The organism is Streptomyces sp. SDr-06, assembly GCF_003324565.1.
Taxonomy (GTDB): Bacteria; Actinomycetota; Actinomycetes; order Streptomycetales; family Streptomycetaceae; genus Streptomyces.
The window spans coordinates 269,057-284,634 of record NZ_QOLA01000002.1 but is presented as its reverse complement, the minus strand read 5'-3'; the positions used below and the strand labels follow the sequence as shown (position 1 = coordinate 284,634).

11 protein-coding genes and 1 pseudogene are annotated in these 15,578 nt (G+C 74.5%); 6 read left to right on the top strand and 6 right to left on the bottom strand.

What is annotated here, in order from left to right; translation table 11 throughout:
- Positions 1-55: 55 nt before the first annotated feature.
- From DT019_RS05660 to DT019_RS05635, 6 genes and pseudogenes are all read right to left on the bottom strand, one after another.
- Positions 56-1,390, bottom strand: a pseudogene (locus DT019_RS05660) (ATP-binding cassette domain-containing protein); the annotation flags it as partial.
- Positions 1,390-3,045 carry an ATP-binding cassette domain-containing protein gene (locus DT019_RS05655; RefSeq protein WP_223279317.1) on the bottom strand — a complete coding sequence of 552 codons (1,656 nt, stop codon included), beginning with the start codon at positions 3,043-3,045 and terminating at the stop codon, positions 1,390-1,392. The pseudogene DT019_RS05660 and the gene DT019_RS05655, both read right to left, overlap by 1 nt.
- 85 nt (positions 3,046-3,130) lie before the next feature.
- Positions 3,131-3,265 carry a SapB/AmfS family lanthipeptide gene (locus DT019_RS05650; protein WP_114035518.1) on the bottom strand — a complete coding sequence of 45 codons (135 nt, stop codon included), beginning with the start codon at positions 3,263-3,265 and terminating at the stop codon, positions 3,131-3,133.
- A 53-nt stretch (positions 3,266-3,318) separates the two neighbouring features.
- Positions 3,319-5,883, bottom strand: coding sequence for a class III lanthionine synthetase LanKC (lanKC, locus tag DT019_RS05645; protein WP_114035517.1), 2,565 nt, complete (start codon positions 5,881-5,883; stop codon positions 3,319-3,321).
- A 221-nt stretch (positions 5,884-6,104) separates the two neighbouring features.
- The gene (locus DT019_RS05640) at positions 6,105-6,338 is read right to left on the bottom strand and encodes a ferredoxin (protein ID WP_114035516.1); all 234 of its coding nucleotides are present in this window, start codon (positions 6,336-6,338) and stop codon (positions 6,105-6,107) included.
- The gene (locus tag DT019_RS05635; RefSeq protein WP_114035515.1) at positions 6,338-7,798 is read right to left on the bottom strand and encodes an aldehyde dehydrogenase; all 1,461 of its coding nucleotides are present in this window, start codon (positions 7,796-7,798) and stop codon (positions 6,338-6,340) included. The genes DT019_RS05640 and DT019_RS05635 overlap by 1 nt, the downstream gene beginning before the upstream one ends.
- 384 nt (positions 7,799-8,182) lie before the next feature.
- On the opposite strand from DT019_RS05635, the gene DT019_RS05630 reads away from it, so the two are divergent.
- From DT019_RS05630 to DT019_RS05605, 6 genes are all read left to right on the top strand, one after another.
- Positions 8,183-9,238, top strand: a complete 1,056-nt coding sequence (locus DT019_RS05630) for an MBL fold metallo-hydrolase (protein ID WP_114035514.1) — start codon at positions 8,183-8,185, stop codon at positions 9,236-9,238.
- Between the two features lie 430 nt (positions 9,239-9,668).
- Positions 9,669-10,907 (top strand): prenyltransferase/squalene oxidase repeat-containing protein, encoded by a 1,239-nt coding sequence (locus DT019_RS05625; protein WP_114035513.1) that lies wholly within the window; start codon positions 9,669-9,671, stop codon positions 10,905-10,907.
- Entirely contained in the window at positions 10,904-11,548 is a 645-nt protein-coding gene (locus DT019_RS05620; RefSeq protein WP_114035512.1) for an SCO2322 family protein, read from the top strand. The genes DT019_RS05625 and DT019_RS05620 overlap by 4 nt, the downstream gene beginning before the upstream one ends.
- Positions 11,549-11,556: 8 nt before the next feature.
- The gene (locus DT019_RS05615; RefSeq protein WP_223279316.1) at positions 11,557-12,921 is read left to right on the top strand and encodes an energy-coupling factor transporter transmembrane component T; all 1,365 of its coding nucleotides are present in this window, start codon (positions 11,557-11,559) and stop codon (positions 12,919-12,921) included.
- Entirely contained in the window at positions 12,918-14,690 is a 1,773-nt protein-coding gene (locus DT019_RS05610) for an ABC transporter ATP-binding protein (RefSeq protein ID WP_114035511.1), read from the top strand. Before DT019_RS05615 ends, DT019_RS05610 begins: the two co-directional genes overlap by 4 nt.
- Positions 14,687-15,502 (top strand): ECF transporter S component, encoded by an 816-nt coding sequence (locus DT019_RS05605; protein ID WP_114035510.1) that lies wholly within the window; start codon positions 14,687-14,689, stop codon positions 15,500-15,502. The genes DT019_RS05610 and DT019_RS05605 overlap by 4 nt, the downstream gene beginning before the upstream one ends.
- The last annotated feature ends 76 nt before the right edge of the window (positions 15,503-15,578 follow it).

The following is a 15,578-nucleotide window of genomic DNA, read 5'->3' as shown; positions in this document are numbered from 1 at the left end:
CCTCGTCGAGCAGCACCAGGGGCGCGGGCGACACATGGGCCCGCGCCAGCGCGACGAGCTGGCGCTCGGCGGCGGACAGCGCGGCGGGGTCGAGCACGGCGTCGAGCCCGCCGAGCCGCTCCAGGAGCGGCCCCGCCCCGACCGCCTCGGCCGACTCCCCCAGGGCCTCGTCGTCGGGGAGCCGCTCGCAGAAGTAGCCGAGGTTCTCGCGGAGGGTGCCGGTGAACACGTACGCCTCCTGCGGCACGAGCACCCGGTCGCAGCCCCTGATCACCTCGCCGGCGTCCGGCCGGAGCACCCCGGCGATCAGTGCGAGCAGGGTGGACTTGCCGATGCCGCTGGGCCCGGCCACCGCGAGCCGCTCGCCGGCCGGCACGGCCAGGTCGAGCCGGTCGAGGACCGGGGCGGCGCCGGGCCCGTACGCGAAGACGACCTCGCGCAGCCGCACCGGCCACGCCCCGGGCCCGTACGGCACCGGGGCCGGGCGGTCCTCCTCCCCCTCGGTCAGCCTGCGCAGCACGACCGTCAGCCGGGCGCCCGAGGTGCCGAGCCCCTGCACCAGGGCCTGGAGCGCGGGCAGCAGGGACTGCGTGAGGTAGGCGAGCGCGCCCGCCAGGCCGCCCGCGGTGACGCCGTGGCGCAGCAGCCAGGGCGCGCTGACCAGGAGCAGCACCAGGGGCAGGCGTCCGCCGATCCCCACGGCGAAGGTCCGGGCCACCCCCCAGAGGGCGAGCGAGCGGGCCGCGCGGTACTCGTCGTCGATCCGCTGCCCGGCGCCCGCGGCCGCCCGCTCGTGGGCGCCCGACGCGGCGATGTCCCTCAACCCGCCCGCGATCAGGCCCAGTTCGGCGGCCAGCCGTTCGTCGGCGGCCAGGAGGTCCTCCTGGCGGCGGGCGAGCGGGCCGAGCGTCGCGGCGAACAGGGCGAGACCCACGGCCAGCGGGCCCGCGACCACCGCGAGCAGCGGGGGTGCGAGGGCGAAGAGGCCGAAGAGGGCGCCCGCGGCGGTGAAGACGAAGGTGCGCGAGACGAGGACGAGGCCGGCGAGGGTGTCCCTGGCCAGCTCCACCTGCTGGGTGAGGCGGGACAGGGCGGCGTCGTCCGCCTCGCGCAGGCCGCGCGTCACCACCGCCCGCACCAGCCCGTCCCGTACGGGCTCCACGAGGTCGGCGACCGCCCCGTACACCCGGTGGGTTCCCCAGGCCCCGGCGAACACGGCGACGGCGGCCGCCGCGAGCCATCCGGCGCCGGTGGCGGCACGGCCCGCGAGGAAGCCGTCGTCGAGGGCGAGGGCGAGGGCGAAGCCGAGGAGGAAGGTCTGGGCGGATTCGAGCAGGGACCACCCGGCGAGGCGCAGCAGCACCCGCTTGCGCCGCCCCAGCAGGCTCATCAGCACGCGGCCTCGACCTCCCCGAACACCGCGCGGTAGTCCGCGATCCGGCAGAGCTCGTGGTGGGGCGCGACGGCCCGCGCCCGGCCGTCCTCCAGCCACACCACGAGGTCCGCGCGCGCCGCCGTCGAGGCCCGCAGCGCGATGACCAGGTGGGTGCCACTGCCGTGCAGCAGCGCCTGGGAGACCTTGAGCTCGGTGGCGGAGTCGAGGCTGGAGGTGGCGTCGTCCAGGATCAGCAGGCGTCCCGGGTGCGCGAACGCCCGTGCCAGACCGAGACGTTGGGCCTCGCCGCCGGACAGCGGCGCGCTCGCGCAGGGGGTGGCGTAGCCTTCGGGCATCGTGCGGATGAAGGCGTCGGCGCAGGCCGCGCGGGCGGCGGCGCGCACCGCGTCCTCGCCCGGGTCGTCGGCCCCGTACGCGATGGTGCCGCCCACCGTGCCGCCGAGCAGCACGGGGCGGGCGAAGGCGTAGCCGACCGCCCGGCGCAGCTCGGTGCGGGTGAGCAGGGGCAGGGGCACGCCGTCGAGGGCGACCGTCCCCGCCTCCGGATCGGCAAGGCGTCCGGCGACGGCCGCGAGTGCGGACTTGCCGCTGCCCGAGTGCCCGACGACGGCGACGACGGCCCCGCCCGGCACCGTCAGATCGAGCGCGCGCAAGGGGCCGTGCGTGACGCCCCGCAGGGTCAATTCGCCTTCTCCGGGCGGGAGTTCGGCGTTCCCGTACGCCGTTGTCGGCGTGCCCAGGACGTCCTGGAGGCGGGCCACGGCGGTGCGGCCGCGGGTCAGGGTGTTGACCATGCCGACCAGGGCGCCGGTGCCGGTGGCGAGCGCGGCGTAGCGCCAGGCGGCGAGGAGGCCGCCGACGCTCAGGTCGCCGCGGGCCACGCGCAGCCCGGCGACGGCGAGGACGGCGAGCTGGAGGAGTGGCAGCAGCACGGCGGCCTGCGCGGTGGAGCGGCCGAGGACCTCCCACATGCGGTGGCCCTGGCGGGACAGCTCGGGCAGCGGGGCCAGGATCCGGGCGGCGTCCCGTTCGGGGCGTCCGGCGGCGGCGATCGTACGGGCCCCGCGCACGGCTTCCAGGAGCCTGCCCGCGATCTCGCCCTGGGTGTGGAGGTATCCGGCGCTGCTGGCGCCGGAGCCGCGCACGAACACCTTGAGGAGCAGGGCGAACAGCGGCATTCCGGCCAGCACCACGAGGGCGGTCCACCCGTCGGTGAGGGCGAGCGCGACGAGGCCGCCGACCGGGGTGACCACGGCCGCGAGGGTGCCCGCGATCGACACCGGGACGGTCCCGGCCTGCACCGCGTTGCCGGTGAGCCGGGCCACCAACTCGCCCTCTGAACCGACGTGTTGGGGTCCCGCGTCCAGTACGTGACCGAGGACCCGGCGCCGGATCCAGGCCGCGCTGCGGGCGGCGGTGGTCGCGGTGACGGCGGATTCGACCGCGCCGATCAGCACCGCGAGGACGGTGAGCAGGACACACAGGGTGATCCACGGGCCGGCCTGGGACTGCCTCCCGGCCAGGACCAGGTCGAGGGCGCGGCCCAGCGCGGCGGGCAGGGCGAGCCCGGCGCCGGCCGACGCACAGCTCAGCAACAGGATCAGGGTGCCGGGGCCGGCGCTCTGCCGGACGGTCTCACGCAACAGCAAGGGCGGCCTCCCGCGTGGCGGCCCCGGCCGGCGAGCGGTGCCGGACGGGGCCGCGTCGTTCACTGTGTCACTGGTTACGCGGTGATCACAGGCAGAGCGTCAGGCTCGCGACGCTGTCACAGAGCAGCAGGCTGAGCTGGCTGCCGCCACCGTGACCGCCACCGTCGCCCTCGTCGATGTCGAGTTCGACGTCGAGGTTCTGCAGGTCCAGAAGGGACATTGCTTTCTCCTTTGTCGGCGATGTACAAGCCGTCCGTGGGGACGGGGTTTGTTTCAGCCCCGGGTGGGGCCGTTTCTGGGGCCGCCGGTCTCGGCGGCGGGGGTGGGCGCCAGGAAGGGCAGTCCGGCGGGCCGGTCGGCGAGGGCCGCGCCGAGTGCCAGGAGGCAGCCCGCCGTGCCGGTCGCGAGGTCCATGGACAGCCGCATCATCTGGTCGCCGGGGAAGGCGAGGTGGCCTTCGTAGAGCAGTGCGTACCAGGCGAGGAGCGCGATCTGGTCGTCGAGCCAGGCGCGCGGCGCACCGGACCGCGCCAGGTGGAGCACCATTCCGGCGCGCCCGTTGAACAGGCCGGGCTGCGCGTAGTACCGGGAGCGGGCGGCGGGCTGGATCTTGTCCCGCGCCTCCTGGAACGCCGGGTCGGCGCGGTGGGCGAGGAAGTCGTCGAGCACGGCGGCGATGCCGACGCTGCCCCCGCCCAGGTACGGCAGGGTGCGCGTGGTGTCGTTGACGACCAGGGTGCCGGCCGGATTGGTGACACAGCGGTCCAGATCGCGCCGCAGCTCCTCGGCGGCCCGGTCGAGCAGCGCCGGGTCGCCGGTGGACTCGTACAGGCGGAGCAGGAACAGCGCGGGTCCGCTGGCTCCGTGCAGCAGCCCGGCGCGGCGGCCGCCGCCGGTGCGTCCGGCGAGCAACTCGGCCGTCTCCAGCGCCTGTTCCTTGAAGCCGAGCCGGTCCAGGACCAGGCCGAGGCCCGCGAGGCCGCCGTGCAGTTCGGGGGCGAGCCGCTGCCAGTTCTCGGCCAGGACGGACTCGATCAGCTCGCGGGCCCGCTCGGTGTGGCCGAGCCGGTCGAGGACGAGGGCCACTCCGGCGAGCCCGTCGTAGAGACCGAGCGGAGTGCCGGACGGCGGCGGCGCGGTGTGCGCGAGCAGCCACTGCTCGCCCTCGGGGTAGCGCGCGGCGCCGGTCTCGGCGAGCGCGTACAGCACTCCGGCGGCGCCGTGCGCGAGGCCGAGGCCGCCGCCGGGGGTGAACTGTGCGACGTCGCCCGGGAAGAGCCGGTCGTCGCGTTCGGGGGTCGCGGAGGCGAGGATGGCGCGGATCATGGAGTCACGGCTCGCGGGCCAGTCGCCCGGCGCGACGGGCACGCACCCGCCCCGCGGCGCGTTCTCTCCCTCGATCACCCGGACCGCCTCGTCGAGGAAGCCCGCGGGCAGGCCGGGGAACTGGGACGCGGCGATCTCGGCGAGGTGGGCGGCCTTGGACCGGTCGATCACCAGCAGGCTCGTCATCGGCACGAACAACGCGATCCGCAGACAGGCCAGCGCGTAGCGGTCGACGTCGAAGCCCTTGCGGTCCAGGGGCGCGATGAAGCCGGGGTGGGCCATGGACTGGCCGCGGTGGTCGTCGACGGGCAGCGCGGCCTCGAAGTCGAGGAGGTGGACGCCCTGTTCGTCGGGGTCGACCATGATGTTGAACATGTGCAGGTCGTTGAAGACCACGCCCCGCTCGTGGACGGCGGCCACCGCGTCCTCCGTGGCCTTCAGGATCCGCAGCGCCCAGCGGGTGTACTCGGCGACCTCACCGGGGTCCGGCTCGACACCGATGAGCGGGTGGCGGGGCGCGAAGAAGGAGTTGAGGGTGCGCCCCTCCAGGAAGTCCATGACGAGGAAGCGGTGCTCGCCGAGGGTGAACCAGTCCCGCACGGCGGGGGCGACCCCGAGGCCCGCGACGCGTTCCAGGGCGTTCTTCTCGCGTTTCAGGCGGGTCACGGCGTCGGCCCCGTCCGCGGCGAGCCCGGCGTGGGGCCTGGCCTCCTTGAGGACGACCTTCTCGCCGGTGCGGGTGTCGGTCCCGGCATAGACACCGCCGCCGTTGGAGAAGTGCAGGGCGCGTTCGATGCGGTACGGCAGGTCGCCGGTGGTGGTGGCGTTGCGGGCGGCGAGGTGGGGCGCGAGGAACGGCGGCAGGGCGACCCAGTCGGGCAGGTGGAAGACGGGGTCGCGGCGGTCGGGCACGAGCACCCCGTCGGCGTTCTCGATCGCGGGCACCAGGGTGCCGTTCGCGTCCACGCAGTGCCGCTTGGTGAAGCCGCCGTAGCGGACGTAGAGCGGCCCCTCGCCCCAGCGCAGGTCACTGAGGACGTACGGTCCGGGCTCCCCGGCGAGCAGGGCGCCCAGCTCCTCCAGGATCACCCGGAACTCGGCCTCGTCGGCGGGGTAGAGAGTGGCGAACTTCCCGCTGGAACCGCGGCCCGCGTACTTGGAGTTGCGCAGGTGCAGGGGCCGTCGCCCGGGGACGAACTTGAACGGGACGGCGCGCGGGACGCAGTAGTCCCACACGTACTCCGCCACCTTCTCGGCGTTGTCCAGACAGGCCGACACGTGGATCTTCCAGCCCTGCTGCGGCCGCGTTCTGCGTCCCGGTATGCCGTCCGGGCTGAAGTGCAGCCAGTCTCCGGCGAGTTGGGTCGTCCAGCCCTCGGGAACGGTGCGCCGGGCGGTCTCGAAGAGCGGCACCCGGTCGTCGCGGCCGTCCGCACGCGAAGAGGACAAGCGGTCCGGGGTCTCGTAGAAATACCTGTCCGCCAGACAGAAGACCTCGTACCGCTTGTCCATCGTGCCTCCCCCTCGACGGCGTGACATCGAGTTGGCACTCCCCCCTCGACGGCGTGGCCACGACTTTTCCACGCCGCCGACGGGCCGGGAAAGTCACGCCTGTCATCAGGTCGCCGTGCGCTACGCATGGATCAACCTGTGTTCGCAGGGGCTCGAACAGGAGAGTTCGAACGGGGCCATTTCGGGACTGTTCCGGAGACGTTCCCTGCCTGACCCTCGGGCTACTCCTCGGGCGGGTACACCGTTTCGCGGGAGTCCAGCAGGGTGATCAGGATGGCTTCGACCGGGCAGCCCTCGGCGGCCGCCAGGACCTGCTCGTTGGCGTCCGTGTCGGGCGTGCGGGGGTGGGACTGACGCGCGCTGTCGAGTTCGAACCCGGCGGGGGCGTGATGGACGCACATGCCGGAGCCGATGCAGACGCTCCGGTCGACCTCGACGTGCCAGCGGTCGCCCATCATGCGCCTCCGTGCCCGGCGGGCAGGTGGATCATCTTGTGCTCCAGGTACTCGCCGAACCCCTCGGGCCCGAACTCCCGGCCCACACCGGACGACTTGTAGCCGCCGAACGGCCCGAGCATGTCCAGGCTGAAGGTGTTGACGTTGAAGGTGCCGGTCCGCACCTGCCGCCCGAACTCGATGCCGTGCTCGACGTCCCCGGTCCACACGCTGCCGCTGAGGCCGTACTCGGAGTCGTTGGCGATCCGGAGCGCCTCGGCCTCGTCCCCGTACGGCAGCAGGCAGATGACCGGGCCGAAGATCTCCTCGCGGGCGATGCGCATCGTGTTGTCGACGCCGCCGAAGAGGGTCGGCTCGACGTACCAGCCCCGGTCGAGCCCGGCCGGGCGGCCGCCGCCGGTGAGGATCTTGGCGCCCTCCTCCTGGCCGATCCGGATGTAGTCGAGCGAGCGCTGCTGCTGACGCCTGGCCACCAGCGGCCCGACCTGGGTCGCGGTGTCCAGCGGATCCCCGACGACGAGCGCCCCCGCGGCGGCCGCGAACGCCTCGGCGATCTCGTCGTAGCGGCTGCGCGGCGCCAGGATGCGGGTCTGCGCCACACAGGCCTGCCCGTTGTTCATCCAGGCGGCCGGGACGACTCCGGCGACCGTCGCCTCCAGGTCCGCGTCCGGCAGGATCACCGCCGCGGACTTGCCGCCGAGCTCCAGGGTGACCCGGGTGAGGTTGCGCGCGGCGACCTCCATCACCCGCTTCCCGGCCGCCACCGACCCGGTGAAGGACACCTTGTCGACGCCGGGGTGCCCGACGAGGTACTCACTCACCTCGCGGTCCGCGGGCAGGATGGAGAGCACGCCCTCCGGGAGCCCCGCCTCCGCCGCGATCTCGCCGAGGATGTACGAGTCGAGGGGCGACTCCGGGGACGGCTTGAGGATCACCGAGCAGCCGGTGAGCAGCGCGGGACCGAGCTTGGCGGCGGCCACGAACTGCGGGACGTTCCACGGCACCACGGCGGCCACCACGCCGACCGCCTCGCGCCGCACCAGGATCGGGCCCAGCGCCCCCGCTCGCCGCTCCTCGTACGGGAATCCGCGCGCCACGGTGATCGCGGAGTCCCACACCATCATCGCGCCGAGCGCCTGCGCGAGCACGCTCCAGGAGTACGGGGATCCGTTCTGCGAGCTGATCGACCGGGCGATCTCCTCGTGCCGCACCAGGATCGCGTCCTTGATCCGCGACACCACCTCGATGCGCTCCTCGGGCGTCGCCCGCGCCCAGGGCCCCTCGTCGAAGGCCCTGCGCGCCCCGGCGACGGCGCGGTCCACATCGGCGCGCGAGGCGTGCGGGACGCGGCCGATGACCTGCTCGGTATGGGGTGAGATCACCTCGATGACGTCGGAGCCGAGGGGGTCGGTCAACTCCCCGCCGATGAAAAGCTGTCCGTGTTCCACGAGCTCGGTCATGCCTGGTGCCTCCTGCGGGGCGGGCTTCCCTGTCGCAGCGGCCGGCGGCGCGGTCCACCACCACCGCCGCCCGACTCCGCTGCCTGACTGTCTGCTGCCTGGCTCTTCGCTGCCTGGACTCGTCCGACGTACCTGACGTCGTTTCAGAACTGATACCAGTTCTAGTTGCAGGTGTCCACGGTCCGAACCGTCAGGCACCAACCGCCCATTCTTCGAGGCGGAAGCCATTGCCCTGGATGACTCGGGCGACCATTGTAACCAGTTCTAGTTATAGTGACCGGGCAGCGTCCCGCCGGATCGCGCCCTGCGAGCCCCCTTGGAAGACCCGGTGAAACCCAGAGGGACCCAGAGAGCCCCAGCTAGACCCAGAGAGACGAGGACTCCATGCCGCAGGAGCCAGCCGGACCTCAGGTGACCGACCACGGTGGCGGCGTCCACTCCATCGCAGTGCCGATCCCGGACAACCCGCTCGGCCACACCCTGGTCCACCTCGTCGACACCGACCGGGGGCCGGTGCTCGTGGACACCGGCTGGGACGACCCGGCCTCCTGGGACATCCTCACCGCCGGGCTGCGCGCCCTCGGCACCGACGTCCCGGCCGTCCACGGCGTGGTCGTCACCCACCACCACCCCGACCACCACGGCCTCTCCGGCCAGGTCAGGGAGGCGTCCGGCGCCTGGATCGCGATGCACGCCGCCGACACCGCCGTCGTACGCCGCACCCGCGAGGCCGAACCGGGTGTCTGGCTCGACTACCTGTGCGCCAAACTCGCCGCGGCCGGCGCCCCCGAGGAACACGTCGCCCCCCTGCGCGAGGCCCGCGCCTCCGGGCGCGCACGGACCCTGCCGGGGCTGCGCGCCGCGCTGCCCGACCGCGAGATCGTGCCCGGCGACCTGCTGCCGCTGGCCGGGCGCCGGCTCCGCGCGATCTGGACCCCCGGCCACACGCCCGGCCACGTCTGCCTCCACCTGGAGGAGGCCCACCCCTCCCAACTCCCCGGCCACGGGCGCCTGTTCAGCGGTGACCACCTGCTGCCCGGCATCACCCCGCACATCGGCCTGTACGAGGACCCCGACGAGGCGGGCGAGACGGACCCCCTCGGCGACTATCTCGACTCCCTCGAACGGGTCGGCCGGCTCGGGGTCGCCGAGGTGCTCCCGGCCCACCAGCACGCCTTCACCGAACCTTCCGCGCGGGTAAGGGAGTTGCTGGCCCACCACGAGGACCGCCTCACCGGCCTGCTGGCCCTGCTGTCCACCCCGCTCACGCCGTGGCAGCTCGCGGAACGCATGGAGTGGAACCGGCCGTGGTCCCAGATCCCGTACGGCTCGCGCACGATCGCGGTGTCGGAGGCGGAGGCGCATCTGCGGCGGCTGGAGAAGCTGGGGCGGGCGGAGCGGGTGCCGGGGGACGGCGTGCAGCGCTACCGCGCGGTCTAGCCCCACCCCGCAGCTCCACCGCGCGGCCTCGGGGGGTGCGCGCAGTCCGCGGACCGTGCTCGCCTCTCGCGCCGTTCCCCGCGCCCCTGGCAGCACTGGTGCCGGCCGGCATGAGCATCCTCCAGCCCGGGGGAGGCGCGGGGCGCCCGACCCCGCCGGGTAGGGTGGTCGGGTCGTCATGCCCGTACGGGGGGAAGCCGGTGCAAACCCGGCGCTGACCCCTTCCCCGAGCTCTCGGCTCCGCTCGAGCAGGGGAGACCCCAATCCGTAAACCACACCCCGTGGTGAGCCGGAATGCCCCGCGGCCGCATGACCGGCTCACGTCACCCGCACACCGCTGGTGACCGGCACCGTCGAGGCATACGGAGCCGGAGCCGGGTGCCAGCGCGCGCCCGTGCCCGCGCTCCCCGCAGGAGAGGCACCGCCCGCCATGACCGCACGCCGCTGCGCCGCAGCGCTCGCCGCCGCCACCGCTGTCCTGGGCGGCGCCGCCCCGGCGGCCTTCGCCGACGGCACGCCGTCCCCCGCGGCGGTCCCGCCGGGCCTGTACGGCACGAAGGACCCGCAGTACGACGGTGTCTTCCGGCAGTCCCTCGCCTTCCTCGCCCAGGAGAAGGCCAACGTCGTGCCCGCCGAGCAGGCCGTCTCCTGGCTCACCGGCCAGCAGTGCGCCGACGGCTCGTTCATGTCGTTCCGCGCGGACACGGCCAAGGCCTGCGACACCGCGAAGCTGGACACCAACGCGACCTCGGCCGCCGTGCAGGCGCTCGTCGCGGTCGGCGGGCACGGCGACGCCGTGAAGAAGGGCGTCGCCTGGCTGAAGTCGGTGCAGCAGGACGACGGCGGCTGGCCGTACACCCCGGGCATGGGCGGCAGCGACGCCAACTCCACCGGGATCGTGATCGGCGCGCTCGCCGCAGCGGGCGAGAAGCCCGCCGAGGTGAAGTCGGCCAAGGGTGGCAAGACGCCCTTCGACGCGCTGCTCACCTTCGCGCTGCCCTGCGAGGACCCCACCGGCCCGGGTGCCTTCGCCTTCCAGCCCGACCCGAAGACGCAGAAGCTGTACGCCAACGCGGACGCCACCGCCGCGGCCGTGACCGGCTCCCTCGGCAAGGGCCTCACCGCCACCGCGGGCCAGGCCGACGCCAAGGGCACCGCCTGCGAGAAGGCCACCACCCCCGAGCAGGCCGCGCACAACGGCGCCGCCTACCTCGCCAAGACGCTGGCCCCGACCGGGTTCCTGAAGTCCGCGATGCCGGGCGCCACCGACCAGCCCGACTTCGGCAACACCGCGGACGCGGTCGTCGCCCTGGCCGCCGACGGCATGGCGCAGCAGGCCAAGGCGTCCGCCGACTGGCTGTCGAAGAACGCCGCCGCCTGGGCCAAGGAGAACGGCCCGGCCGCCTACGCCCAGCTCGTCTTCGCCGCCGACGCGACCGGCGCCGACCCGAAGAACTTCGGCGGCGTGAACCTGATCCAGTCCCTCAACGCCACGGGTCCCGCCCCGCGGACCGCGGCCACGGCGACCGCGTCCGCCGAGAAGTCCGAGAAGTCCGAGACGAAGAAGAACGACGGGATCTCGGTGTGGTGGATCGTCGGCGTCGGCCTGGTGGCCGGTATCGGCGTCGGCTTCCTGATCAGCGGGCGCAAGAAGAACCAGCAGCTGTGATCCGCACGCGACTCGCCTCGCTCGCCGCGCCGCTCCTGGCCCTGGCGGTCCTGGCCGCCGGTGCGGGGCCGGCCGAGGCGGCCGGGTACCGCTACTGGTCCTTCTGGGACCTGACCGGCGACTCCTGGGCGTACGCCACCCAGGGCCCGGCGTCCGCGCACCCCGGCGACGGCTCGGTCCAGGGCTTCCGCTTCGCCGTGAGCGCGGACTCCAAGGACGCGTCCAAGCCGCGTGCGACGCCGTCCTTCGAGGCGGTGTGCGGTGCCACGCCGACCAAGGACGGCACGAAGCGGGTCGCGCTCGTCATCGACTTCGGTACGCCCCAGGACGCCGCCCAGGGCGAGACCCCGCCTGCCGCGCGCAGCGCCTGCGCCCAGGTGCCCCCGGACGCGACCAGCGCGGACGCCCTGGCCGCCGTGGCCAAGCCGCTCCGGTACAACAGCGCGGCCCTGCTGTGCGCGATCGGCGGCTACCCGCGCACGGGCTGCGGCGAGCAGGTGGGCGACACGGCCCCCGAGCCCGCCCCGGCCGCGAAGGGCGACCACGGCAGCGGCCCCTCGGTGGGCCTGCTGGCCGGAGTGGCCGCGATCTTGGCCCTGGGCGCGGCAGCGATCTGGCAATCCCGCCGCCGCAGAAGCTGACCCCCGCCATGCCCCCCGAGCAACACCCCCCGACACCGGGCAACCCCACCCCTGAAAACGAAGCGGACCCCACCCCGACTCCGCAGCCGCCAACTGCGAGCACCGCCCACGGGGAGGCCCGCACGTGTCCACTCAGTGGTACGGGTGGTGCGGGTGGGAAACGGGGTCCGGCCGGAGGCCGGGCGCGCCCCCACCGGCCCGCGGCCGAAAGCGCCCCCTCCGGGCCCGGGGCCGAGCCCAACACCCCCCGGCCCGGAGCCAACCCCCGCCCGAGCCGGAGGCTGCCCGCGCCGGTCGCCGGCCGGAGCAACGCCGTGCACCCCGGCGCCTGGTGGCTCTGGGCGCTGGGCCTCGCCACGGCCGCGTCGCGCACGAACAACCCCCTCCTGCTCGGCCTGCTCGTCGGCGTGGCCGGCTACGTCGTGGCCGCCCGCAAGACCGACGCGCCCTGGGCCCGCTCGTACACCGCGTTCCTCAGGATCGGCCTGTTCGTGGTCGGCGTCCGGCTCGCGTTCAACCTGGTCCTCGGCTCTCCGATCCCCGGCAGCCACACCCTGTTCACGCTGCCCGAACTCCCGCTGCCCGCCTGGGCGAAGGGCATCCGGATCGGCGGCCGGGTCACCGCCGAGGGCATGCTCTTCGCGCTGTACGACGGGGCCCGCCTGGCCACCCTGCTCATCTGCGTGGGCGCCGCGAACGCCCTCGCCAACCCGGCCCGCCTCCTCAAGTCGCTGCCCGGCGCCCTGTACGAGGCCGGCGTGGCCGTGGTCGTCGCGATGACGTTCGCGCCCAACATGGTCGCCGACGTCGTACGGCTGCGTACCGCGAGAAGGCTGCGCGGCCGCCCCACCGGCGGCATCGGGGCGATCGCGCAGATCGGCCTGCCGGTACTGGAGGGCGCCCTGGAGCGCTCGGTCGCGGTGGCCGCCTCGATGGACGCGCGCGGCTACGGCCGCACCGCCCAGGTCCCCGCCCGCGTACGCCTCACCACGACCGTCCTCACGCTCGGCGGGCTCCTCGGGGTGTGCGCGGGAACCTACGGACTGCTCGCCGCCGAAGGCGCCGGGTACGGCCTCCCCGTGCTCGCGGCCGGGCTGCTCGCCTCCCTCGCCGGGCTCCGCCTGGGCGGCCGCCGCCAGATCCGCACCCGCTACCGCCCCGACCGCTGGGGTGTCCGGTCCTGGCTGGTGGCCGGTTCGGGCGCGGCGGCCGCGGCCCTGATGGTCTGGGCGGGTACATACGCTCCCGAGGCCCTCACCCTCGGCGTCCTCCCGCTCGCGCCGCCGAGCCTGCCGCTGTGGCCCGCGCTGTCCCTGCTCGCCGGGCTGCTCCCGGCGTTCGTCGCACCCGTCCCGTCGAAGGAGCCCCGGTGATCCGGTTCGAGAACGTGTCGGTCACCTACGACCCGGCCCCGGAGCCGACCGTACGGGGTGTCGAACTGACCGTCCCCGAAGGGGAGTTGGTTCTCCTGGTCGGCCCGTCGGGGGTCGGCAAGTCGACCCTGCTGGGTACGGTCTCCGGGCTCGTCCCGCACTTCACCGGCGGCACCCTGCGCGGCCGGGTCACCGTGGACGGCCGCGACACCCGCACCCACAAGCCGCGCGAGCTGGCCGACCTGGTCGGCACCGTGGGCCAGGATCCACTCGCCCACTTCGTCACCGACACCGTCGAGGACGAACTCGCCTACGGCATGGAGTCGTTGGGCCTCGCCCCGGCCGTGATGCGCCGCCGGGTCGAGGAGACCCTGGACCTGCTGGGCCTCGCGGAGCTGCGCGACCGCCCCATCGCCACCCTCTCCGGCGGGCAGCAGCAGCGCGTCGCGATCGGCTCGGTCCTCACCCCGCACCCGAAGGTCCTGGTCCTGGACGAGCCGACCTCCGCGCTCGACCCGGCCGCCGCCGAGGACGTCCTGTCGGTCCTCCAGCGCCTGGTCCACGACCTGGGCACGACGGTCCTGCTGGCCGAGCACCGCCTGGAGAGGGTGGTCCAGTACGCGGACCAGGTCATCCTGCTCCCCGCCCCCGGCGCCCCTCCCCTGATGGGCACCCCCGCCGACATCATGAGGATCTCCCCCGTCCACCCCCCGGTGGTGGCCCTGGGCCACCTGGCCGGCTGGGATCCGCTCCCCCTGTCGGTGCGGGACGCCCGCCGCAGGGCCGCCCCGCTGCGCGACCGGCTGGCTGCCCACACCCCGCGGCACCCGCGGGCGGCCCGCACCGACGGCGGGCGGACACCGACGGCGAAGGAGTCCCGCGCGGAGCGACTCGGCGACACGGACGGGACACACAGCCCGGCCGGGCACCCTCATGCGCCCGAGGCCGAGCCCCGCGCCGCTTTCCGGCGGACCCTGGCCGCCCTCTTCCGCCGCTCCCCGGACACCCCGGGCGCCCCCACCGTCACCACGGCGAGCGCCCTCGGCGTTCGGCGCGGACGCGTGGAGGCCCTGCGCCGGGTGGACCTCACCGTCGCCCCGGGCGAGACCATCGCCCTGATGGGACGTAACGGCGCCGGGAAGTCCACCCTCCTCGGCACCCTCGTCGGCATGATCGAGCCGACGACCGGCTCGGTCACGGTGGGCGGCCGCACCCCCCACCGCACCCCGCCGCGCGAGCTGGTCCGCGAGGTCGGCCTCGTACCGCAGGAGCCGCGGGACCTGCTGTACGCCGACACCGTCGCCGCCGAGTGCGCCGCCGCGGACCAGGACGCCGGGGCCGCTCCCGGCAGCTGCCGCGCGCTGGTCTCCGCCCTGCTGCCCGGTGTGGCGGACGACACCCACCCGCGCGACCTCTCCGAGGGCCAGCGTCTCGCCCTCGCCCTCGCGATCGTGCTGACCGGCCGTCCTCCCCTGCTCCTCCTCGACGAGCCGACCCGCGGTCTGGACTACGCGGCGAAGGCCCGCCTGGTCGAGGTGTTGCGGGCGCTGGCCGCCGAGGGCCACGCCATCGTGCTCGCGACCCACGACGTGGAGCTGGCCGCCGAGCTCGCCCACCGGGTGGTGATCCTCGCGGGCGGCGAGGTCGTCGCGGACGGCCCGACCGCCGAGGTGGTCGTGTCCTCGCCCGCCTTCGCCCCGCAGGTCGCCAAGGTCCTCGCGCCCCAGCACTGGCTCACCGTCCCGCAGGTCCGCGAGGCGCTGTCGTGACGCGGGACACCGGGGCGGCCAGGCCCGTCCGCCTGGGCCCCCGCGCGGTCGTGGCCCTCTGCCTCATCACCCTCATCGGCGTCGCCGCGTTCGGCTGGCCGCTCCTCGCCGACGCAGACTCCGGGCTCGCCCACGCCCAGGACGCCCCCTGGCTCTTCGCCGCGCTGCTCCCGCTCCTGGTGGGTGTGGTGGTCGCCACCATCGCGGACGACGGCATGGACGCCAAGGCCGTCGCGATGCTCGGGGTGCTGGCCGCGGTGGGCGCCGCGCTGCGCCCGCTGGGCGCGGGCACGGCGGGCCTGGAGCCGATGTTCTTCCTGATGGTGCTCAGCGGCCGGGTGCTCGGCCCGGGCTTCGGCTTCGTCCTCGGCTCGGTGACGATGTTCGCCTCCGCGCTGCTGACCGGCGGGGTCGGCCCGTGGATGCCGTTCCAGATGCTCGCCATGGGCTGGTTCACGATGGGCGCGGGCCTGCTGCCCGGCCCGAACCGCCTGCGCGGCCGGGCCGAGCTGGCCCTGCTCGCCCTCTACGGCGCGCTCGCCTCCCTCGCGTACGGCACGGTCATGAACCTCCAGGGCTGGACCTTCATCGGCGGCATGTCCTCGGGGATCTCCTTCCACCCCGGCGATCCGCTGCACGACAACCTGATCCGCTTCTTCGCGTACTGCGCCGCCACCTCGCTCGGCTGGGACCTGGGGCGGGCGGCGCTCACGGTGGTGCTGACCCTGACGCTCGGCACCACCCTGCTCAAGGCGCTCAGGCGGGCGACACGACGGGCCGCCTTCGAGGCCCAGGTCACATTCGAGGCCTGATCGGGGTCCCGCCGGGGTGAGGCCGCCCACAGGACCTTGGTCCTCTACGAGCCGGAATAGTGGCCCTGCGGCATGA